The sequence below is a fragment of the Streptosporangium sp. H13245 genome (assembly GCF_055690525.1).
Genome location: NZ_JBSZKT010000038.1, coordinates 60,069 through 79,853, shown reverse-complemented (window position 1 = coordinate 79,853; position 19,785 = coordinate 60,069). Strand labels below are relative to the sequence as shown.

At 69.7% G+C, this 19,785-nt stretch carries 22 protein-coding genes; 6 read left to right on the top strand and 16 right to left on the bottom strand.

What is annotated here, in order from left to right; genetic code table 11:
* The first annotated feature begins 372 nt into the window (after positions 1 to 372).
* From ACW9TB_RS33390 to ACW9TB_RS33380, 3 genes are all read left to right on the top strand, one after another.
* Positions 373 to 1,671: a GGDEF domain-containing protein gene (locus tag ACW9TB_RS33390; RefSeq protein WP_472752089.1), complete on the top strand. Its 1,299-nt coding sequence runs from the start codon at positions 373 to 375 to the stop codon at positions 1,669 to 1,671.
* 60 nt (positions 1,672 to 1,731) lie between these two features.
* Positions 1,732 to 3,396, top strand: coding sequence for an energy-dependent translational throttle protein EttA (gene ettA / locus ACW9TB_RS33385; RefSeq protein WP_472752088.1), 1,665 nt, complete (start codon positions 1,732 to 1,734; stop codon positions 3,394 to 3,396).
* Positions 3,397 to 3,509: 113 nt separating this feature from the next.
* On the top strand, positions 3,510 to 3,950 hold the full coding sequence (locus ACW9TB_RS33380) for an acyl-CoA thioesterase (RefSeq protein WP_472752087.1): 441 nt from the start codon (positions 3,510 to 3,512) through the stop codon (positions 3,948 to 3,950).
* A gap of 53 nt (positions 3,951 to 4,003) precedes the next feature.
* On the opposite strand, the gene ACW9TB_RS33375 is transcribed toward ACW9TB_RS33380, so the two are convergent.
* The 4 genes from ACW9TB_RS33375 to ACW9TB_RS33360 form a co-directional block, all read right to left on the bottom strand.
* Entirely contained in the window at positions 4,004 to 5,545 is a 1,542-nt protein-coding gene (locus ACW9TB_RS33375; protein ID WP_472752086.1) for a glycoside hydrolase family 13 protein, read from the bottom strand.
* Between the two features lie 87 nt (positions 5,546 to 5,632).
* Positions 5,633 to 6,031, bottom strand: a complete 399-nt coding sequence (locus ACW9TB_RS33370) for a globin (RefSeq protein ID WP_472752085.1) — start codon at positions 6,029 to 6,031, stop codon at positions 5,633 to 5,635.
* A gap of 20 nt (positions 6,032 to 6,051) precedes the next feature.
* Positions 6,052 to 6,927: a mechanosensitive ion channel family protein gene (locus ACW9TB_RS33365; RefSeq protein ID WP_472752092.1), complete on the bottom strand. Its 876-nt coding sequence runs from the start codon at positions 6,925 to 6,927 to the stop codon at positions 6,052 to 6,054.
* Positions 6,928 to 7,690: 763 nt separating this feature from the next.
* A complete protein-coding gene (locus ACW9TB_RS33360; RefSeq protein WP_326643182.1) occupies positions 7,691 to 7,975 on the bottom strand; it encodes a hypothetical protein in 285 nt (94 codons plus the stop codon).
* A gap of 341 nt (positions 7,976 to 8,316) precedes the next feature.
* Here ACW9TB_RS33360 and ACW9TB_RS33355 point away from each other — a divergent pair, with 341 nt between their 5' ends.
* Positions 8,317 to 9,888, top strand: a complete 1,572-nt coding sequence (locus ACW9TB_RS33355; RefSeq protein WP_472752084.1) for an XRE family transcriptional regulator — start codon at positions 8,317 to 8,319, stop codon at positions 9,886 to 9,888.
* Entirely contained in the window at positions 9,885 to 10,379 is a 495-nt protein-coding gene (locus ACW9TB_RS33350) for a GNAT family N-acetyltransferase (RefSeq protein WP_472752083.1), read from the top strand. The genes ACW9TB_RS33355 and ACW9TB_RS33350 overlap by 4 nt, the downstream gene beginning before the upstream one ends.
* Before the next feature lie 270 nt (positions 10,380 to 10,649).
* Here the strand turns inward: ACW9TB_RS33350 and ACW9TB_RS33345 are convergent, their stop codons facing one another.
* Positions 10,650 to 11,108 (bottom strand): NUDIX hydrolase, encoded by a 459-nt coding sequence (locus ACW9TB_RS33345; RefSeq protein ID WP_472752082.1) that lies wholly within the window; start codon positions 11,106 to 11,108, stop codon positions 10,650 to 10,652.
* Between the two features lie 176 nt (positions 11,109 to 11,284).
* On the opposite strand from ACW9TB_RS33345, the gene purU reads away from it, so the two are divergent.
* On the top strand, positions 11,285 to 12,139 hold the full coding sequence (gene purU / locus ACW9TB_RS33340; RefSeq protein ID WP_472752081.1) for a formyltetrahydrofolate deformylase: 855 nt from the start codon (positions 11,285 to 11,287) through the stop codon (positions 12,137 to 12,139).
* Between the two features lie 87 nt (positions 12,140 to 12,226).
* On the opposite strand, the gene ACW9TB_RS33335 is transcribed toward purU, so the two are convergent.
* Genes ACW9TB_RS33335 through ACW9TB_RS33285 form a run of 11 tightly spaced genes read right to left on the bottom strand, consistent with a single transcriptional unit; the run spans position 12,227 to position 19,769 of the window.
* Positions 12,227 to 12,616 carry a hypothetical protein gene (locus ACW9TB_RS33335; protein WP_472752080.1) on the bottom strand — a complete coding sequence of 130 codons (390 nt, stop codon included), beginning with the start codon at positions 12,614 to 12,616 and terminating at the stop codon, positions 12,227 to 12,229.
* A 28-nt stretch (positions 12,617 to 12,644) separates the two neighbouring features.
* Complete coding sequence (hypE, locus tag ACW9TB_RS33330; protein WP_472752079.1) at positions 12,645 to 13,931, bottom strand: hydrogenase expression/formation protein HypE; 1,287 nt, start codon at positions 13,929 to 13,931, stop codon at positions 12,645 to 12,647.
* On the bottom strand, positions 13,928 to 15,055 hold the full coding sequence (hypD, locus tag ACW9TB_RS33325) for a hydrogenase formation protein HypD (protein WP_472752078.1): 1,128 nt from the start codon (positions 15,053 to 15,055) through the stop codon (positions 13,928 to 13,930). Before hypD ends, hypE begins: the two co-directional genes overlap by 4 nt.
* 6 nt (positions 15,056 to 15,061) lie before the next feature.
* Positions 15,062 to 15,313 (bottom strand): HypC/HybG/HupF family hydrogenase formation chaperone, encoded by a 252-nt coding sequence (locus ACW9TB_RS33320; RefSeq protein ID WP_472752077.1) that lies wholly within the window; start codon positions 15,311 to 15,313, stop codon positions 15,062 to 15,064.
* Positions 15,288 to 15,680: a hydrogenase maturation nickel metallochaperone HypA/HybF gene (locus tag ACW9TB_RS33315; RefSeq protein WP_472752076.1), complete on the bottom strand. Its 393-nt coding sequence runs from the start codon at positions 15,678 to 15,680 to the stop codon at positions 15,288 to 15,290. The genes ACW9TB_RS33320 and ACW9TB_RS33315 overlap by 26 nt, the downstream gene beginning before the upstream one ends.
* A 57-nt stretch (positions 15,681 to 15,737) precedes the next feature.
* Complete coding sequence (locus tag ACW9TB_RS33310; RefSeq protein WP_472752075.1) at positions 15,738 to 15,842, bottom strand: DUF6893 family small protein; 105 nt, start codon at positions 15,840 to 15,842, stop codon at positions 15,738 to 15,740.
* Entirely contained in the window at positions 15,836 to 16,339 is a 504-nt protein-coding gene (locus tag ACW9TB_RS33305) for a hydrogenase maturation protease (protein WP_472752074.1), read from the bottom strand. The genes ACW9TB_RS33310 and ACW9TB_RS33305 overlap by 7 nt, the downstream gene beginning before the upstream one ends.
* On the bottom strand, positions 16,336 to 17,871 hold the full coding sequence (locus tag ACW9TB_RS33300) for a hypothetical protein (protein ID WP_472752073.1): 1,536 nt from the start codon (positions 17,869 to 17,871) through the stop codon (positions 16,336 to 16,338). Before ACW9TB_RS33300 ends, ACW9TB_RS33305 begins: the two co-directional genes overlap by 4 nt.
* Positions 17,868 to 18,500 carry a DUF6084 family protein gene (locus ACW9TB_RS33295; protein ID WP_472752072.1) on the bottom strand — a complete coding sequence of 211 codons (633 nt, stop codon included), beginning with the start codon at positions 18,498 to 18,500 and terminating at the stop codon, positions 17,868 to 17,870. The genes ACW9TB_RS33300 and ACW9TB_RS33295 overlap by 4 nt, the downstream gene beginning before the upstream one ends.
* On the bottom strand, positions 18,493 to 19,158 hold the full coding sequence (locus ACW9TB_RS33290; RefSeq protein WP_472752071.1) for a DUF5947 family protein: 666 nt from the start codon (positions 19,156 to 19,158) through the stop codon (positions 18,493 to 18,495). The genes ACW9TB_RS33295 and ACW9TB_RS33290 overlap by 8 nt, the downstream gene beginning before the upstream one ends.
* The gene (locus ACW9TB_RS33285; protein ID WP_472752070.1) at positions 19,155 to 19,769 is read right to left on the bottom strand and encodes a NifU family protein; all 615 of its coding nucleotides are present in this window, start codon (positions 19,767 to 19,769) and stop codon (positions 19,155 to 19,157) included. Before ACW9TB_RS33285 ends, ACW9TB_RS33290 begins: the two co-directional genes overlap by 4 nt.
* Between the last annotated feature and the right edge of the window lie 16 nt (positions 19,770 to 19,785).

Here is a 19,785-nt window from a genome sequence, read left to right as displayed (position 1 = left end):
GCTGGGGAAGGCGGTCGCGACGCTGGCCACCTTGACCCCGGAGCCCTTCAGGGCCGCCGCGGCCCCGGCGACCATGTCGGGATAGACGCACCGGCCGGACGCGGTCGGTGTCTCACCGCGATGGCGCGGTGACTCCGAGATAACCGGCCGATGGTCTTGCCCGTGTCAGATGCCGAGACACCTGTTAGGTCCAGGTCACGCCCCGCAGCATGGCTTGCTCCTTTCCCACACGGCCCGCTCGCGAGCGAGCGGTTTCCAGGTCGTGAGTCAGCCGGTGGGCTGACTCACTCTGCCAAAGGTAGCGGTTACCATCGCGCGTCGCACACTCCGCAACTATTGTGTTACACATCGTTAGTCGGAGAGGGGGACGACATGGCGGCTCCCAGTCACACGTCGGTCAAACCGCGCGACGGCATAACACCCTTGGTCGATCGGTGGCCCCTGCTGGGGCAGCGTCGCCCGCTGGTCGGCTACCTCTGCGGGATCGTAGCGCTGGATCTCGTCGCGATCGTGTTTTTCTCGATTTCCGGTGTTTTTCGTTGGTCCGATGTGCTGACCTTCACCGCGCTGATGATGTGCGGAGCCGTGTGCATCGAGGCGACCCGGAGACTCGGCATGCCCGCGGGCGTCTACCGCGACCTGCTCTCCGCCTGGTGGTTGCCCGCCGCGCTGCTCCTCCCGCCGCTCTACGCGCTTCTGGCGCCCATCCCGCTCCAGTTCCTGCTGCAGAAGCGGGTGCGCGCGACGGTGGTCTACCGGCGGGTCGTCAGCTCGGCGGCGATCGGCCTGGCCGGATGCGCGGCCTCCCTGCTCTTCCACGCCGCGGTCGGCGATCTGGGCGCGCTGACCAGGGGGGAAGGGGGGCCGATCCTGGTGGCCATCGGCTGCGCGGTCCTGTTCACAGTGATCAACACCGCGCTGATCGCCGTCGCCGCGCACACCGCCGACCCCGAGAGCCGCTGGCGGGAGGTCCTGTGGAACCGGGAGAACCTGCTCCTCGACGTCGTCGAGCTCTGCCTCGGCGTCCTCGTCTCCATCACCTGCGGGCTCAGCCTGGCCCTGCTGGTCCTGGCGCTGCCCCCGGTGGTGCTGCTGCAGCGCAGCCTGCTGCACGCCCAGCTCCAGGCGGCGGCCCGCACCGACCTCAAGACCGGCCTGCTGAACGCCGCGGCCTGGCAGCGGGAGGCCGACACCGAGATCGTCAGGGCGCGTCGCACCGGGGAGACGCTCGCTTTACTGATCGTCGACATCGACCACTTCAAGAGGGTCAACGACACCTACGGCCACCTGATCGGCGATCAGGTCCTCGTCGGGGTGGCCGACACCATCCGCAGCCAGTTGCGTGACTACGACGTGGTGGGCCGGTTCGGCGGCGAGGAGTTCGTCGTCCTGCTGCCCAGGGCCGACGTGACCGAGGCGCGCAGGGTCGCGGAGCGGCTGCGCTCCCGGGTGGGGCGGATGGCGGTCCCCGCCGACGACAACATGATCACAGTGACCATCTCGGTCGGTGTCGCGATCATGAGTGTGCACGGGGACGACCTGATCGAGCTGCTCGCCGCGGCCGACCTCGCTCTTTACCGGGCCAAGGAGCTCGGCCGCGACCAGATCTGCCTGCCGGCCACCGTCGTGCCCCCGGCCCGCAGGCCCGGATCCGAGACCGCCCCCGGCTGAACTCCCGAGCCCTGTCCAGGGGCGCCCCTAGCTGAACTCCCCAGGCCCTAAACTAAAGGCATGCCGGAGTACATCTACACACTGCAGCGCGTGCGCAAGGCGCACGGCGACAAGGTCGTCCTCGACGACGTGACGCTGTCGTTCCTGCCGGGCGCCAAGATCGGTGTCTTGGGCCCCAACGGCACCGGAAAGTCGACGCTGCTGAAGATGATGGCGGGCCTGGAGCAGCCGTCCAACGGCGACGCCCGGCTCATGCCCGGCTTCACCGTCGGCATGCTTCAGCAGGAGCCCCCCCTCAACGAATCCAAGACCGTCCTCGGCAACGTCGAAGAGGGTGTCGCCGAGACCAAGGCGATGCTCGACCGCTTCAACGAGATCGCCGAGCTGATGGCCACCGACTACAGCGACGAGCTGCTCAACGAGATGGGCAAGCTCCAGGACGCCCTCGACCACCGCAACGGCTGGGATCTCGACAGCCAGCTGGAGCAGGCGATGGACGCCCTCCGCTGCCCCCCGCCGGACTCCGAGGTCACCCAGCTCTCCGGTGGAGAGCGCCGCCGGGTCGCCCTCTGCAAGCTGCTCCTGGAGCAGCCCGACCTGCTGCTGCTCGACGAGCCCACCAACCACCTCGACGCCGAGAGTGTCCAGTGGCTTGAGTCGCACCTGGAGAAATACCCGGGCACCGTCCTGGCCGTCACCCACGACCGCTACTTCCTGGACAACGTGGCCAACTGGATCCTGGAGCTCGACCGGGGCCGTTGCCACGCCTACGAGGGCAACTACTCCACCTACCTGGAGGCCAAGGCGGCGCGGCTCAAGCTTGAGGGCCAGAAGGACGCCAAGCGCAAGAAGCGCCTGGAGGAGGAGCTGGTGTGGGTCCGCTCCAACGCCAGGGCCCGCCAGACCAAGAGCCGGGCGCGTCTGGAGCGCTACGAGGAGATGGCCGCCGAGGCCGACAAGCACCGCAAGCTCGACTTCGAGGAGATCCAGATCCCGCCGGGCCCGCGTCTGGGCACCACGGTCATCCGGGCCGAGAAGCTCACCAAGGGCTTCGACGACCGCGTCCTGATGGACGGCCTCTCCTTCGACCTGCCGCGCAACGGCATCGTCGGCATCATCGGCCCGAACGGCGTCGGAAAGACCACCCTGTTCCGCATGGTCACCGGCAGCGAGACGCCCGACAGCGGTGAGATCGTCCTCGGTGACACCATCAAGCTCTCCTACGCCGACCAGAGCCGGGGAGGGATCGACCCGCAGAAGAACGTCTGGGAGGTCGTCTCCGACGGGCTCGACTACATCAAGGTCGGCCAGGTCGAGATGCCGTCCCGCGCCTACATCGCCGCGTTCGGGTTCAAGGGCCCGGACCAGCAGAAGAAGGCGGGCATCCTGTCCGGCGGAGAGCGTAACCGGCTCAACCTGGCGCTCACCCTCAAGCAGGGCGGCAACGTGCTGCTGCTCGACGAGCCCACCAACGACCTCGACACCGAGACGCTCTCCAGCCTGGAGAACGCGCTGCTGGAGTTCCCCGGCTGCGCGGTCATCACCTCGCACGACAGGTGGTTCCTCGACCGCATCGCCACCCACATCCTCGCGTGGGAAGAGGGCTCCAACTGGTTCTGGTTCGAGGGCAACTACGCCGACTACGAGAAGAACAAGATCGAGCGCCTGGGTGCCGACGCGGCCCGGCCGCACCGCGTCACCTACCGCAAGCTCACCCGCGACTGACCCCGGTCAGGGACGCCGCACCCATCTGTGACGGGTGCGGCGCCGGTCGTGGCCGACGAGCCCCCGATGCCCCGCCGTACGACGGGCGCCGGGGGCTCGCTACGGTTCTGGGTGTGTTTGGACAGAGCATCGTGGACGGCGTCGGCCGTGGTCACCGGCATGTGTTCCCCCGGGCCGTCAGGTTCGCCGACATCGACTCGCTGGGGCACGTCAACAACGTGCGGTTTCTCGACTACCTGGAGGACGCGCGGCAGGCGCTGTTCCATGTCGACCCCCACCGCGAGGGCAGGGAGCCGTTCAAGGGGCTCGTGATCGCCAGGCACGAGATCGACTACCTGCGTCCCCTCACCTTCCGCCCCGACCCGGTCCGGGTGGAGTCATGGGTGACGGAGATCCGGCCGGTGCGCTTCACCCTGGTGTACGAGATCCGCGACGACGAGGAGATCTTCGTCAGGGCCCGTTCGGTGCTCGTCGCCTACAACGTGGCGAATGCCTCCCCTCGACGGCTGAACCAGGCCGAGCTCGCCTACCTGGGCAGGTTCGCCACGGACTGAGGTCACATGGCATTCGCCGCCCGCCACCGGCGGGCGGCGAATGCCGGGAGTCCTCAGGCCTCGGGGGTGTACAGCCAGGCCGCGGTGTCCGGCAGGAGCAGGTGACCGTCCACCGGGGCGCTGCCGATCAGGACACGGTCGTGCGGCGGCAGCGGAACCGGCTCGGAACCGCAGTTGATGACGCAGGTCAGGGAGCCACGGCTGAAGACGAGGGCGTCCTCGGGGGAGTCCAGCCAGGTGATCTCGTCCGGCAGCGTGCCGCGGAGCTCGCGGCGGACGCGCAGGGCGTCCTGGTAGAAGCTCAGTGTCGAGCCCGGGTCGTTCGACTGACGTTCGGCGGAGAGCACGACCCACTCGACCGGCTGGGGCAGCCAGGGCCGCGTCCCCTCTGGCGAGAAGCCGTAGGGCTCGGCCACCCCGGACCAGGGGAGGGGGACCCGGCAGCCGTCGCGGCCGGGCAGCTCCCCCTTGGAACGGGCGAAGATGGGATCCTGACGGGCCTCCGGGGGAAGATCCTTCACCTCGGGGAGGCCGAGTTCCTCCCCCTGGTAGAGATATGCCGAACCCGGGAGGGCGAGCATGGCGAGCAGGGCCGCGCGGGCCCGGGCGAGACCCGTCGTGGAGTTGGTCAGGCCGCCGCCGTACCTGGTCACGTGGCGGATCACGTCGTGGTTGGAAAGCACCCAGGTGGGAGCGGTCACGGCGGCCAGCGTGTCATCGATGATCTTCTTGAACGCGGGCCCGGACCAGGGCGCCTCCAGCCAGGCGAAGTTGAAGCTCTGGTGCAGCTCGTCGGGGCGGACGTACAGCGCGAGGTCCTCGGCGGAGTCGGTCCAGACCTCGCCGATCGCCATCCGCTCGCCCTCGTAGGAGTCGAGCACCTTGCGCCAGTCGCGGTAGACCTCGTGCACCTCCGGCTGCCCCCAGATCGGCGACTCGGCCTTGAAGGCCTGGCCCTCCGGCGGGGTGTCCGGCAGCCCCTCGGCCTTGTACAGGCCCATCGCCACGTCGATCCTGAAGCCGTCCACCCCGCGGTCCAGCCAGAACCGCAGCACGTCGAGGAACTCGGAGTGCACCTCGGGGTTGCGCCAGTTGAAGTCGGGCTGCTCCGGGGCGAAGAGGTGGAGATACCACTTCCCGTCGGGCGTCTTGCTCCAGGCCGGGCCGCTGAAGGTCGACTGCCAGTTGTTGGGCGGCAGCTCCCCGCCGTCGCGGAAGACATAGCGGTCGCGTCCCTCGCCCCGCAGCGCGGCCTGGAACCACTCGTGGGCGGAGGAGCTGTGGTTCGGGACGATGTCGACGATCACCCGCAGCCCGAGCCGGTGCGCCTCGGAGACGAGTTCGTCGAAGTCGGCGAGCGTGCCGAAGAGCGGGTCGACGTCGCGGTAGTCGGCCACGTCGTAGCCGCCGTCGGCCATGGGGGAGCGGTAGAAGGGGGTCAGCCAGATCGCGTCCACACCGAGTTCGGCGAGGTACGGCAGGCGCTGCCTGATGCCCGGCAGGTCGCCGACGCCGTCTCCGGAGGCGTCGGCGAAGCTGCGAACGTAGATCTCGTAGACGACGGCGTCACGCCACCAGGGGGTTTCCATGTGCATGGGTTGCCCCCGCTCGGCGGTGTTTATGCGTCGAGGCCCCCGACCATACGGTGATTTACCCGTCGGGGGCGCCGGCCGCGCGGTGGGCTAGGCGTCGGGGGCGTTGACCATGCTGTGCGCCGCGTACACGAGATAGTCCCAGAGACGTTTCTCCAGGTCGTCGGGGAGCTGCAGGGAGACCACCGCGTCGTGCATGTGGCGCAGCCAGGCGTCGCGTTCGGCCGAGCGGATGACGAACGGGTTGTGCCGCATCCGCAGCCGGGGGTGGCCCCGCTGCGCGCCGTAGGTGCCGGGGCCGCCCCAGTACTGGATGAGGAACAGGCGGAGCCGCTCCTCGGCGCCTTCGAGGTCTTCCTCGGGGTACAGCGGCAGGAGGATCGGGTCGGTCACCACTCCCTGGTAGAAGCGGTGCACCAGACGCCTGAAGGCCTCCTCGCCGCCAACGGCGTCGTAGAAGGACTGGGGTTCCTCGGGGGTAGCGGACACGTGCTCCAGCCTAATTGACGTCAGGCGGCGATCGTGATGCCGGCCCGGTCGAGGGCGGACTTGATCCGCAGGCGAAGCTCGCGGGCGACCTCGGCCTGCCGGGAGGGGATGGTCTTGGCGCTGACCCGGAAGATGACGGCGGTGTCGGAGATCTGCTCGATGCCCCACACCTGCGGCTCCTCGACGATGATGGAGTCGCGGAAGACGGGCTCGTTCCACATCTCGTCGGCGACCTCCTTGAGGAGGTCGCGGACCACGGGGATCTCCGAGGCGTACGCCACCGGCACGTCGACCGTGGCGCGCGACCAGCCCTGGGACTCGTTGCCGACGCGGGTGATCGTGCCGTTGCGGATGTACCAGACCCGGCCGTCGCTGTCGCGCAGGCGGGTGATGCGCAGGGTCACCGCCTCCACGGTGCCGATCGCGGCGCCCGCGTCGATCATGTCACCCACGCCGTACTGGTCCTCCAGGAGCATGAACATCCCGGCGATGAAGTCCTTGACGAGCTCCTGGGCGCCGAAGCCGATCGCCACGCCCAGGATGCCGACGCTGGTCAGCAGGGGGGCGATGGGGACGGAGAGGCGTTCGAGGACGGTCAGCACGGCGGTGCCCAGGATGATGATCGAGGCGATGTGCCTGAGCACCGAGCCGATGGTCTCGGCCCGCTGCCTGCGCCGTTCGGCCACGATCGCGTCGAGGCCCTCGGGGGTGACCGTCTCCCTGCCGCGCAGCCGCCCCGCCAGGGACGCGCGCTCGGTGGACGCCCGGCGCACCACCCGGCCGATCAGCCGGTGCGCCACGTTGCGCAGGAGCAGCGCGATGACCACGACCAGCGTGATGGCGATCAGGCCCGCGATCGCGGGGGCCACCCAGTCGACGGCCGCGGGCACGAGCATCTTCACGAAGTCGCAGATTACCCCACCGCCGTTCCCACACCCCTGTGTTAAGCCCGTGCTCATGTCGAGAAGGTTCTCGACGACGACTCCCGGACCGGAGGTCGGCGTGACGCTGGGCGTGGGGACGGGCGTGGGGGAAAGCAGGAACACGGAGTGGATCCCTCCCGGATCGGATCGACAGGCTGACTGGGTGAGTCATGCGACCTACCCATATTGCCGATCGAACCGGCCTCCGTCACATTACGCCGGGGAAGACGGGGACATCCTGGTCCAGGGCCGCGGAGGCGGACCAGGATGCCCCGGTGACGGGTGACCCGGACGGGGCACGCACCCGGAAGCGTGTCCCGTCCGGTCCCGAGAGGGATCCCTCCGGTCACCGCCCGGACGAGAGACCGGACGGCAGCCTGTGCTTTACAGCAGTTCGTGGGCCTCGGCTCGCGAGAGCCTCAGCGTTTCAGCCGGTCAGCGTTTCAGCTGGTCCGCGTTGCGGCCGGTCCGTGTTTTGGCCGGTGAGCACCGATGGGACCCGCGGGTGCTGGCCAGGCGGCGGCTTCGGCTCGCGTGAGCCTCCGCGTCGCGGCCGGTCCGCGTTTCCGCGGGTGAGAACCGGCGGGACCCGCGGGTGCGGGCCGGGCGACGACGATTCGGAGTCGGCGGGGTGCCCAGCGTCCGAGGACGCTCCGCACCGGTCACCCCGCCGACTCCGCCGAGCCGCGGCAGGCGCGGCACATCGGGCGGGTGAAGGCCCGTTGCGCCGCTCACCTCACTCTCCTACCGCGGCGAGTACGCGTGCGACCTTGGTCGCGGCACCGGCGGGATCCTCCACCGTGTGCATTCGTTCGCCCCAGGACCACCAGTAGTACCAGTCCCGGTGGCTGGGGGCGGCCTGTGCCCGGCAGGTGACGTTCTCCGCCAGGCTGGTCGCCTTCGGATTGATCACGCGCACGAACGCACGGCCCGAGTGGGTCCGCACCACGCGGGCGTGCAGCCCGCGGCAGTCAAGCTCCGTCACCAGCCGCTCAAGGTGCCGGAAATCGTCCTCACCCACCTCGTCCCTCCTCGTGGTCTCGGCTTGCCGGCACCGAATCGTGCTCGTTCGATCACGCTTCCGGTGCTGCTCGCCAAAGATGACTCACGGTGGCCCCACGGGTCAATTCGGGGAAAACCCAGTTCAGGGTGGGCGATGTGCCAAGTAGGTTGAAAGAAACAGTCCTTCGGAGGACGATTCTTAGCCAGTGGCTTTATTAGCGTGTTCCGGATGAGTCAAACGTGGTCCATCATTCTCGGTAGGCGCAGTGCGACGGAAAGATCACACTGAGTCAAGGAGAGAGAGGACCGGTCGGGACCAGTGTGCCAGCCAGCCCAGCTGGCCACGAGAGAGGGGCCGGTATGTCCGGCAGGCAGCACAGGGAAACAGAGTTAGCACGGCAGGTCCGGGCCCGTGGCCTGGCCGCCGGGAAGTCCTCGGCGCAGATAGCCGGGGAAATCTACGAAAAGTGTAGTTCGCAATTCGGGACCACTCGGATTAAAGGTCACCGCCTCGCGCATGGTGTCGCTCTCGCGGACGTCATCGAACAGATACGGGCGCTGTTCGAACGCGACGGCAAGGCGGCCCCCGGCATCGGTGAGACGCTCCTGTCCGCGTACGAGAGCGGGCTGAAGCGGCCCGGTCCCGAGTACCTGCACTACCTGTGTTCCGCCTACCGCGTCGAGCCCGCCTCCCTCGGGTACGACGGCCCGTGCATCTGCGGTCACGGCCACAGGATGCCCGGTGTCGTCCGAGGCGATCTCCAGGATGGAAGACCCGACACTTCCCCTGGTCCGCGTGAGCTGCTGATCCAGCCGATCGGCGTCGACCGTCTCGCGGACGGGGGTGAGGAGGACGAGAACGTGCTACGGAGGACACTCTTACAACTCCTGGCCGGCGGTGGCATCGCGCTGGACGGGCAACTGCTCGGATCGGTGGAGAGCATGCGCAGGAGGATGGACGACACGCTGGTTTCCGCCACCGTCTCGGCCGCGATGCTTGACCAGTGGGAGGAATCCACCATCGGCTTCGGCCGCCAGTACATGAACACCCCGCCGCTCAGGCTGTTATGCGACGTGATGCTCGAATTCGGCGCGGTGCGTCAGGCCATGGAGCGGCGCCAGCCGGTCGACCTGCAGGAACGACTGTGCCGCATGGCGGCGCAGCTCGCCGGTCTGACCGGCATGATCATGGTCAACCTCGGTGACCACAGGCTCGCGCGGTCCTTCTTCAGGACCGGCAGGACCGCGGCGGACGAGACCGGCGACCGGGCGCTGAGGGCGTGGGTCACGGCGAGGGAGGCCCTGGTCCCGCTGTACTACGGCGATCCGCGCGAGGCTCTCAACCTCGCCAAGAAGAGCCGTGTCCTGGCCGGGCAGACGCCCTGCGCGGCCCAGGCCATGGCTCCGGTGGTCGAGGCCCGCGCGCTGGCGATGATGTCGGGTTCGGGAAAGAAGGACGTGGTCGACCAGGCGAAGCGGGCGCTGTCGAGGGCGAGGGCCGCCTTCTCCCAGATGGCCGCCGCGGACCAGGAGGACTCGACCTTCGGCTACACCGAGCGCCAGCTCTACTTCCACCAGGGAGACGCGCTGGTCAAGCTCGGGCAGGCGATGGAGGCCGACCTCATCCTGGAGCAGGCGCTCACCAAGTACGGTCCGACCGACTGGCTCGACCCGACCTTCATCAGGTTCGACCGGGCCCAGTGCAAGATCCTTGAGGGTGACGTGGACGAGGCGCTGGATATCGCCCAGCGTACGATCTCGGGCCTCGACGAGGGCTGCCGGCCCGACATCCTCATGCAGCGCGCCCACGAGGTGGGCAAGCAGGTCGAGGTGAAGGCCCCCGGCCACCCCAAACTCAAGACCTACATGGAATCGCTGCGCAACCGCGGCGCGTCGACGGAGGATCCGGTGGCCGACGGGAGTGGCAGTTGAAGCCGAGGCTTCGGCGTTATCGCTGGTCCGACCTTGAATCCGTCTGGGCGCTCCACCAGATCTGCCTCGCCCAGGTCGGTCTCGCGCCGGGAGACGGCGTCTACTACGAGGACGACTTTCCGAGGATCCACGAGATCTATCTCGCCGACCGGGGTGAGTTCCTCGTGGGTGAGCTGCCCGCCGGGCGGGTCGTCACGATGGGCGGTCTGCGCCGGGTCGACGACCAGACCGCCGAGATGTGCCGCATGCGGGTCCATCCGGAGTTCCAGCGTCGCGGATTCGGTGCCCAGATGGTGCTCGCACTGGAGGCGCGGGCCATCGAACTCGGTTATGTACGCCTTCGGGGGGACACCACCCTGAATCAGCTCGCGGCGATGGAGCTCTATCGCAAGTTCGGCTGGCGTGAGATCCGCCGGGAAGAACGAGGGGGATCTGTGGTGATTTACGGAGAAAAAGACCTAATAGTCGCTATGTCCTCTTTAACTAAGTGATATCTATTTCACATTATTTTACTGCTCGGTGTTGCCTATTTCGGAGATATCCGAATAATCGTTCTTCGTACCTACCGCTATTCCCTGGTGAGTGCGATGAAAAAGATCATTGTCCACAAAGCCGGTGTGTCGAGACTCGGTGGCGTCGCCAGTGCGATCCACAAGGGGTGAGTTTCTTCGCCGCAGGAAGAATCCTCCCCTGACGGCCGCGGCCCTCGATCTCGCCGATCGAGGGCCGCGTGCGTTTTCCGTCTCCGCCTATTCGTCGCGTCATCCCAGTCGCGTGACGCGGGAGACGATCTCCGGCAGGTCCGGGGGCTCCAGGAAGCCGGGGAGACCGGCCATCTCCGCCGGTGAGAACCAGCCGGAGCCGAGGTGGGTGATGTCCTCCTCGGCGGTGAACGACCCGGCACCCACCTCGGGGGTGCCCCCGAACCTGGCCAGATAGAACCGCTCGGTCTTGGCGTAGTGGACGCCGAGCCAGTGGAAGTCCCGGCGTACCGGCACCCACCGGTCCAGCACCGCCGCGCCCGGCAGGCCCGTCTCCTCGGTGAGTTCGCGCCGCGCGGCGTCGAGGGGGCTCTCGCCCGGGTCGATCCCGCCGCCCGGCGGTTCCCACAGGGTCCGGCCGCCGACGGGGTCGCGCCAGTGCATGAGAAGCACCCGGCCGGACCCGTCCACGCAGATCACCCGGGCCGCGGGCCGGTCTTTCGGCTGAGGGGTGTCCATAGTGCAGGGACGGTAGCACCCCGGGCGATTCCGGGATTCGGTGGCTTCGGCGGCCTTCGTGCCTCCTGGTCCGCCACGTGCCGGAGGGCCGGGTGTGCCGGCGGGATTCGCTGTACTCTGCCCAGGTCAGGTGGAAGCACCGGACGATCCGACCTCTCAAGCTCAAGGGTGAAGGCATGAGTTCCAGGGCCGAGTTTGTGTTGACGCTGTCCTGCCCGGACCGCCCCGGGGTGGTGGCTGCGGTCTCCGGTCTCCTGGCCGGACGGGGATGCAACATCATCGAGAGTCAGCAGTTCGGTGACGCCGTGGCCGAGCGGTTCTTCATGCGGGTGCAGTTCGCCTCCCCGCTGTCCGACGGCGAGCTGCGCGAGGACATCGCCGCGCTCGCCCCCGAGCTCGGCATGGACTTCAAGCTGCGCGAGGTCTCCGTCAAGCCGCGCGTGCTGGTGATGGTCAGCAGGTTCGGCCACTGCCTGAACGACCTGCTCTACCGGATGCGCTCGGGCCTGCTCGACATCGAGATCGTCGCGGTCGTCTCCAACCACCCGGACCTGCGGCCGCTGACCCAGTCGTACGGCATCGACTACCACCACCTGCCGATCACCCCCGAGACCAAGCCCAGGCAGGAGGCGGAGATCCTGACCCTGGTCGACCACTACCGGGCCGACCTGGTGGTGCTCGCCCGCTACATGCAGGTGCTGTCGGAGGACCTCTGCGTCAAGCTCGCGGGCAACGTGATCAACATCCACCACTCGTTCCTGCCGTCGTTCAAGGGCGCCAAGCCCTACCACCAGGCGCACTCGCGCGGTGTGAAGCTGATCGGCGCGACCGCGCACTACGTGACCGCCGACCTCGACGAGGGCCCGATCATCGAGCAGGAGGTCGCCCGGGTCAACCACACCCACTCCGCGGACGACCTCGCCGCCATCGGCCGCGACGTCGAGTGCCAGGCCCTGGCGCGTGCCGTCCGCTGGCACACCGAGCAGCGCGTCCTGCTCGACGGTCACAAGACGATCGTCTTCCCCCGCTAGCGCGGCGCCCGGTCGTCGCGGCCGGACACCGGTCGCAGGACCGGCGGCCGGTCCTGCGACATGGGGGCCGGAGGAGGTCTCAGGGGCTCACAACCTTCCCCCGCCGGGTTTCCCGGGGCTGACGCCGGTGACGTCCTCGGGGTGGGAGACGCCGTGGGGGCGTCCCCGCTCGTCGGTGCCGGTCCTCTCGCGGCCCCGCTCTTTCCTCCGGGAGGCGATCCTCTCGGCGGCGCGGTTCTCGCTGACGCCGACGCCGAGGGGGGAACGGGCCTCGGTGTCGGTGGGGGAGACGCCCTCGCGCTCCGCGTCGGACACCACGCGGGGCGGCCCCTTGTCGTCCGGAGGGTGGCCGAAGGCCAGGTTGCCCGACCGTACGACCTCCTCGCTCGCGTGGCCCACGTCGCGGGAGCGGCCCTGCTGCCCCTGCCCGCTCTTGGCGCTCCGGGTCTTCTCTCCGGGTTTGCGTCTGTCGTTCATGTCCGGCACCTCTGGATTCGTTCGGTGGTCAGCAGATTCTCGGTAGTGGGTCGCCGACCAGCAGGTCGACGATGCGGGTGCCGCCGAAGGAGGTCCTGAGCAGGACCAGTCCCGGCGGGTCGTCGTTGATCCACCCGATGATCGCCGCCTCGGAGCCGAGCGGGTGGGAGCGGAGGGCGGCCAGAGCCACCTCGGCGGAATCCCCGGCCACCACCGCGACCATCCGGCCCTCGCAGGCGACGTAGAGCGGGTCGATCCCCAGCAGTTCGCACGCCCCCCGTACGGCGGGACGGACCGGTACCGCGTCCTCGTCGAGGACGACGGCGACCCGCGAGGCCTCCGCTATCTCGTTGACGACCGTCGCCACCCCGCCCCGGGTCGCGTCGCGCAGGCAGCGCACCCCTCCCCCGGGGCCGTCACCGTCGCAGGTGTCCAGCAGCAGGTCGACGAGGGCGTTGAGCGGAGCGGTGTCGGAGCGCAGGTCGGCCTCGATGTCGAGCTCTCCCCGGGCGAGCATGACGGTGATCCCGTGCTCGCCGATCGGCCCGGACACGATGACCGCGTCTCCCGGCCGCGCGGAGGCGGCGCTCAGCCGGACGGGCCGGTCGAGCGTCCCGATGCCGGAGGTGGTGACGTAGCAGCCGTCCGCCTTGCCCCTCTCCACGACCTTGGTGTCACCGGTGACGATCCACACGCCCGCCACCCGCGCCGCCTCGGCCATCGACGCGGCGACGCGCCGCAGGTCGGCGATGGGGAAACCCTCTTCCAGGATGAACCCGGCCGACAGGTAGCGGGGGCGGGCCCCGCACATGGCCAGGTCGTTGACGGTGCCGTTGACCGCGAGGTCGCCGATGTCGCCGCCGGGGAAGAACAGCGGCGTGACCACGAACGCGTCGGTGGTGAAGGCGAGGTTTCCGGCGACCGCGCCGTCCTCCAGAGGCTCCAGCATCGGGTTGCGGAACGACTCCAGGAACACCGCCTCGATCAGGGTGTGCGTGGCCTTGCCGCCCGCGCCGTGCGCCAGGGTGACGCGGTCCTCCCGCACACGCGCCCCGCGCCGCCGCACCCGCTCGATCCGGTCCAGCACCCGCTGCTCCCGGCCACGCGCCTCCTCCCGCAGGTCCGGTACGTGTTCGTGGCCGTGCGCCTTTTCCCACGGGTCCGGTGCCTGGCTGTGGACGCGTGCTTCCTCGTCCGGGTCCGGTACGTGTTCGCGGCCGGGCATCCGGTGTTCCCCGGTGTGTGACGGCGGAGGGTCCATCTCCCGCACGCCGTGCTCCTCCACCCGCCCGTTGACGCCTTCTCCGCCGCTCACCTCCGGGTCGCCTCCTTGACGCGCTCGCGTGAGAACCGGCCGAAGTTGTAGTACGCCGCGCAGGCGCCCTCGGACGACACCATGCACGTGCCGATCGGCGTCTCCGGGGTGCACGCGGTGCCGAACACCTTGCACTCCCACGGTTTGAGCACTCCCTTGAGCACCTCGCCGCACTGGCACGCCTTCGGGTCGGCCACCCGCCCGCCCGGAATCTGGAAGATCCGTTCGGCGTCGAAGGCCGCGTACCGCTCGGTGACCCTGAGCGCCGACTGCGAGATGAAGCCCAGCCCGCGCCATTCGAAGTACGGCCGTAGCTCCATCACCTGGCCGATGACGCGCAGGGCCTTGAGGTTGCCGTCCCACGGGACCACCCGGGAGTACTGGTTCTCCACCTCGGAGCGGCCCTCGGACAGCTGGACGAGGATGCGGTAGACCGTGTGCAGCACGTCCAGCGGCTCGAAACCGGCCACCACCATGGGCCTGCCGTAGTCGCGTGCGACGAACCCGTACGGCCGGCAGCCGATCACCGTGGAGACGTGGCCGGGACCGATGAACCCGTCCAGGCGCAGGTCGGGGGAGTCCAGGATCGCCTTGATGGCGGGGATGATCGTCACGTGGTTGCAGAAGATCGAGAAGTTCTCGATCCCCTCGGCCTCGGCGCGCAGGACCGTCATCGCCGTCGAGGGCGCGGTGGTCTCGAACCCGATGGCCATGAAGACCACGCGTTTCCCGGGGTTCTGCCGGGCGATCTTCAGGGCGTCCAGCGGGGAGTACACCATCCGGATGTCGGCCCCCCGCGCCTTGGCGTCGAGGAACGAGCCGTTCCCGCCGGGCACCCGCATCATGTCGCCGAACGACGTCATGATCACGTCCGGCTGCCCGGCGATGTGGATGGCGTCGTCCACCCTTCCCATGGGGATGACGCAGACCGGGCAGCCGGGACCGTGCACCAGGGTGACGGCCTCGGGCAGGTAGTCCTCCAGGCCGTGCTTGTAGATCGTGTGGGTGTGCCCGCCGCACACCTCCATGAACTTGTAGTCGCGGCCGGGCTCGCACAGCGCGGCGATCCGCGCGGCGAGCGTCCGGGCCTTCCCGGCGTCGCGGTACTCGTCGACGAAACGCATCCGCCCTCACTCCTCTTCGATCGTGGACTCGCGGAGGGCCGCGATCTCGTCGTCGTACGCCTGGCCGATGCTTTCGAGGAAGTCGAGCGCGGCCCTGGCCTCCACCTCGTCGATCTTCGACAGCGCGAACCCGACGTGGATGAGGATCCAGTCGCCGGGTACGACGCGCTCGCCCTCAAGCAGGCCGATGTTGATCGCGCGCTTGACGCCGCAGACGTCGACCATGGCCAGATCAGGACGGTCCGACAGGATTTCCACGATCTCGCCGGGAATTCCCAGGCACATGAGAGGCCTCCGCCAGCTGGATGGATTCGAGGACGAGGCCGTCGCCGCCCTCGGTGTCGATGTCGGTGTCGCCGCACCCCGCGCACAGGGCGTAGGGCTCGGCGGAGGCGGACGTGCTCCCGCAGGAGCGGCAGGTCATCCTCACGGGGACGATGACCAGGTCCACGTAGGCGCCCTCGGCCACGGACCCGTCGGAGATCGAGGAGAACGCCTGGTTGATCGTCGGCTCCGTGACGCGGAGCAGGGCGCCCGCCTGGACCCGCGCCCGCCGCACCCGCCTGCCGTCCGCCCGTTTCTCCACCGCCGCGAGGATCGCCTCGGCGATCCCGAACTCGTGCATAACCGCTCCCTTTCATTGTTTTCCGAGGCTTCTGGTGTCCTGTGCTCTACGGGTCCGCTACATGTTCCGCATCCGCAGGTAGCGCCTGATGTCGGGGAGCGACCGGTAGACCAGTACGGCCACCCCCGCCAGTACCGCCCCGCCCAGAAGGCGTTTCAGCATGTCCGTTCCTCCTCGTGGCCCGCGGTGGCGAGTGCCATCGCGATCTGTTGTCCCGCGAGCTCGGCGACCAGGTCCGCGGCCCTGCCCACGGCGTCCGCGACCGGCGCGCTGAGCTCCATGCCCGGCGAGGTGTCGGCGGGCTGGCAGCCGACGAGCAGCACGCGACCGGCCGTCCCTCCGAGCACGCCCACCAGCGAGAGCACGGTCTCCGGCGTCATCGCGTGCGCGTTGGCGAAGGATCCCGGTACGTCGCCCGCCGACGGTTCGAGGACGTACAGGGTGCCGGGCGGGCCGTCGCGGGAGACCGCGTCAACCATGATCGCGGTGTCGTACCCGCCGCCGGTCAGCTCGTACGCCAGATGGATGCCCCGGATGCCGAAGTCCCTGACCTCGACCCCGGCGGGCAGGTCGGCGCCGGTCAGCCGCCTGGCCACCGCGACCCCGAAGCCGTCGTCGCCGAGGAAGACGTTTCCCACACCGGCCACCAGGATCCTCACGCGCCGACCTCCCCTGGATCGTCCGCTGACGGGCTGCCCGCTGATGGACGGTCCGCTGACGGACTGCCCGCTGACGGGCTGTCCGCGAGTGGCTCGACCTCGTCGGGGGCGAAGTAGAGGAAGCGGCCCTGCGATCGGCGCAGGTCGGCGCCCGGGTCCTCGTCGAGGGTGACGGCCAGGTGGTGGGCGCCGTCGAGGTCGAGGAGCACGGCCTCGACGAGGGCGGTCCTGCCGACCAGGAACATGTCGTGGGCGTCGGCGCGGCGCCGTCCGGGAACCAGCCTCACCCTGCTGCCCCGGGAGACGGTCACCCCGGAGACCGTCACGCTGTCGGTCTCCGGGGAGACCGTGGCGTCACCCGCCGGGTCCCACCAGCGGGTGGGCGTCTCCTCTCGGGCCGGGGAGTCTCCCGCCCCCGGGGACGCGGACGCCTCCGGGGACGCGGATGCCTCCGGGGACGCGGATGCCCCTGGGGACGCGGACGCTCCCGGGGGCGCGGGGGGCCGCCGGTCGGTGGCCGCCTCCACCGAGCGGATCGCGCCGTGAAGCCGTTCCAGCAGCTCGGGTGGCATGCTGCCGACCATGTCGATGAGCTCGGCCACCCGGGGGTCGGTCTCCCTGGCCTCCTCGGCCTCCTCGTCGGTGAGGGTGAGCGTGCGCAGGTGGAGCATCTCGTCGATCTCCGTGGAGTCGAACAGGGGTCCCGGGCTCTCCGGCGCGATGTCCGGGTGGTCGTAGAGGATGATCGGCGAGGACAGCACCACGTCCCGGTGGCCCGGCTCGCCCACGAGGACCGGCCAGGTGTGCTCGTTGCGGCAGGTCTCCACGGCGGGCCGCGCCCACTCCGGCGGGTCGAGCAGGGAGACGAAGGCCCCGGCGGTCACCGCGATGAGCAGGTGCGCCGAGACCAGCGAGTGCCGCAGCGCCTGCTCGCGCGGTGCGCCCAGCGGTTTCCACGGGTCGGTGTTCTCCACCCGGGCGCGTAGCTTGACCAGGTCGTACGGTCCGGGCACCAGTTCGGCGGAGACCCTGAGCGCGGCGTGCAGCGGCAGGTGCTCGGAGACGAGACGCCCGATCACCTCCCCGGACGGCGCCACGATCGGCTCGACCACGCGATCTCCGGGGATCCGTACCTCGATCACCCGCTCGGGGGCGTCGAGCAGGCCCGCGACGGGGACCGTCACCTCCGTCTCCCGCTCGGTCGCCTCGTCGAAGGTGAGGTAGGTCCGGTGGCCGTTCCGCAGCTGGTGGACCGGCCAGTAGCCGTCGTCCTCGGCGCGCTCGACGCCGCGCGTCCTGACGTGCAGGAAACGCAGGTTCAGGTGCGCCACGGCGTACGCGGCCCCTTCGAGGAGGCACTCGGTCACGCTGGCCGGGTGCTCGGCGGTCGCGGTGAACCCCGGCGGGACGAGCACCCCGAACTGCCAGCGCACCTGGTTCTTGGCCGCCGAGGCGCGGTAGGGGTAGAGGAGGTAGCCCTCGTACAGCACCGCGTCCGCCACCCGCCGCGCGATGTCCATCGGAACGCTCATCGCCGCGTCTCCTTGAGCAGTAGTTCCAGGGTCTCGTCCCAGGTCGCCAGGGCGTGCCCGGACTTGAACCTGCTGAGTTCCCGCAGCGTGTCGCGGCGCAGCCGCAGCCACCCCGAGTCCGGGAAGTAGCGGTCCATCAACTCCCGCCACACCGCCACCGGCAACCGGCAGCGGGCCTCGCGGTGCCACGGCACCTGGCTCACCGAGAAGCCGTCCCGCGCCCTGGCGAACACCGTGCCGCTGAAGAGCATGATCATTGGGATCTCGCCGTCGTCCAGGGCGGCGAAGTACCGGCCCGCCGACACCTCCAGGTCGTAGCCGCACGGCACCGGTACGTCGATCTCGGTGCTCCCGGTGAACGCCGGGACCATGACGGAGACGTCGGCGAACCGCAGGGGTTTCAGCGTGTCGCCCCATCGCGCCGGGTCCCCGAACAGGTCGCCGAGCAGCTCCGCCTCGTCGCCTCCGTAGCGCCGGAGGTGGGGCTCCACCCGGATCTGGCAGCGCAGCGCGATGGTGTGCACCCCGCCGGGGGAGGGGTCGGTGACGCGCAGCCGGAAGGCCAGCGTCGGGAAGGCCGCGTACGCCTCCGCCCGCACGTCCACGCAGTCGAACGCGACCTCATCCACGGCCCTCACCACTTCGGACGGGCGGTACGGTGTGGCCGCGCCCGCGCAGGGCGGCGAAGAAGCCCTCCATGGCCTCCCGCGCCTCCGGGCCGCCGCCGAAGCCCTTCCAGTGCAGCCGCACCAGGCCGACCAGCTCGTAGCAGGCGTCGATCGGCACCAGGTGGCAGGCGAAATCGCCGTCGGGACGGCGGTCCAGCAGGAGTGCCTCCACGTCGGGCTGGACGTCGGCCATCTCCGGGTTGGCCGCCAGGACGCGCCGCCACGTCTCCAGCGGCAGCGTCGACTCGGTGGCCCCGGCCGGGCTCGGGTAGAACGCCACGGTCCGGTCCATCGCGGAGTTGTGGAAGAAGAAGGCCGTGCGGACCGGGATCTGCATCTCGTCCCAGTCGGCCGCGTCCAGCAGGAACCTCGGGTCGTGAAGGTAGCGTCGCGGGACGGCCCGGTAGCGTGCCCGGCCCCCCGTGTCGCGGGTGAACAGCAGGTAGCAGGCCCGGCAGGCGCACAGCAGTCCCCGGTTCTCGACGTTCACGACGTGGCCGTGGTCCTCGCCCGCGGGTACCGCGCACAGCTCGCACAGCGTCACCGGCGTCGTCGGCGACCCGGCGGGCGGGTCCGTCCGGGGCGGCTCGCGGAACCTGCGCAGCCCGGCGGGCGTCACGGCACCGGCTCCGGCTTCACCGTCGGCGGCGACCCCGGTTCCGGGGTCTGTTCCAGGGTTTGTTCCGGTACCGGGCACGGGCCGGGCGCGCGGCGCTGGATCTGCAGCAGCCCCTGTTGCCCGCCGGTCACCCCCTCGACCTCCACCCCCGTCACCTCGGGTGCCGCCCGCTCGATGGCCCGTTCGATGGCGTCGGTCACGGTGAGCCGCGAGGACGGGCAGCCGTGGCAGGTGCCCTCCAGGCGGAGCCGCACGACCCCGTCCTCGCCCACGCCGAGCAGCTCCACGCCGCCCTCGTGCGACCCCAGGTGGGGGCGTACGGTGTCCAGCGCGTCGCGGACGCGTTCGGCCGTGCTCAGCGGGTGCAGGTCGTGCAGCACCAGCAGCCCGGACACGAGCGGGTCGCCGACCATGCGGCCCAGCACCTCGGCCGCCCCGGCCTCGGTGACGATCTCGACGACCCGTTCCAGACCGGCGCCGTACAGCTCGACGAGGGCCCGTACGAGGTCCTCGGCCTTGGCGCGCGTCACGGCGTCGCTCAGCGTGCCGAGGTCGGCGATCAGCGCCTCGACGCGATCGCCCGTCGCCCGGACGTCATGGGCTTGCGGCATCTGCCCGAGCCCCCTT

Bases quoted from the DNA above. Each gene is read 5' to 3' on its own strand.
- ACW9TB_RS33390 (WP_472752089.1), top strand. From the start codon at position 373: ATGGCGGCTCCCAGTCACACGTCGGTCAAACCGCGCGACGGCATAACA.
- ettA (WP_472752088.1), top strand. From the start codon at position 1,732: ATGCCGGAGTACATCTACACACTGCAGCGCGTGCGCAAGGCGCACGGC.
- ACW9TB_RS33375 (WP_472752086.1), bottom strand. From the start codon at position 5,545: ATGCACATGGAAACCCCCTGGTGGCGTGACGCCGTCGTCTACGAGATC.
- ACW9TB_RS33365 (WP_472752092.1), bottom strand. From the start codon at position 6,927: ATGCTCGTGCCCGCGGCCGTCGACTGGGTGGCCCCCGCGATCGCGGGC.
- ACW9TB_RS33355 (WP_472752084.1), top strand. From the start codon at position 8,317: ATGTCCGGCAGGCAGCACAGGGAAACAGAGTTAGCACGGCAGGTCCGG.
- ACW9TB_RS33345 (WP_472752082.1), bottom strand. From the start codon at position 11,108: ATGGACACCCCTCAGCCGAAAGACCGGCCCGCGGCCCGGGTGATCTGC.
- purU (WP_472752081.1), top strand. From the start codon at position 11,285: ATGAGTTCCAGGGCCGAGTTTGTGTTGACGCTGTCCTGCCCGGACCGC.
- ACW9TB_RS33335 (WP_472752080.1), bottom strand. From the start codon at position 12,616: ATGAACGACAGACGCAAACCCGGAGAGAAGACCCGGAGCGCCAAGAGC.
- hypD (WP_472752078.1), bottom strand. From the start codon at position 15,055: ATGCGTTTCGTCGACGAGTACCGCGACGCCGGGAAGGCCCGGACGCTC.
- ACW9TB_RS33315 (WP_472752076.1), bottom strand. From the start codon at position 15,680: ATGCACGAGTTCGGGATCGCCGAGGCGATCCTCGCGGCGGTGGAGAAA.
- ACW9TB_RS33310 (WP_472752075.1), bottom strand. From the start codon at position 15,842: ATGCTGAAACGCCTTCTGGGCGGGGCGGTACTGGCGGGGGTGGCCGTA.
- ACW9TB_RS33300 (WP_472752073.1), bottom strand. From the start codon at position 17,871: ATGAGCGTTCCGATGGACATCGCGCGGCGGGTGGCGGACGCGGTGCTG.
- ACW9TB_RS33285 (WP_472752070.1), bottom strand. From the start codon at position 19,769: ATGCCGCAAGCCCATGACGTCCGGGCGACGGGCGATCGCGTCGAGGCG.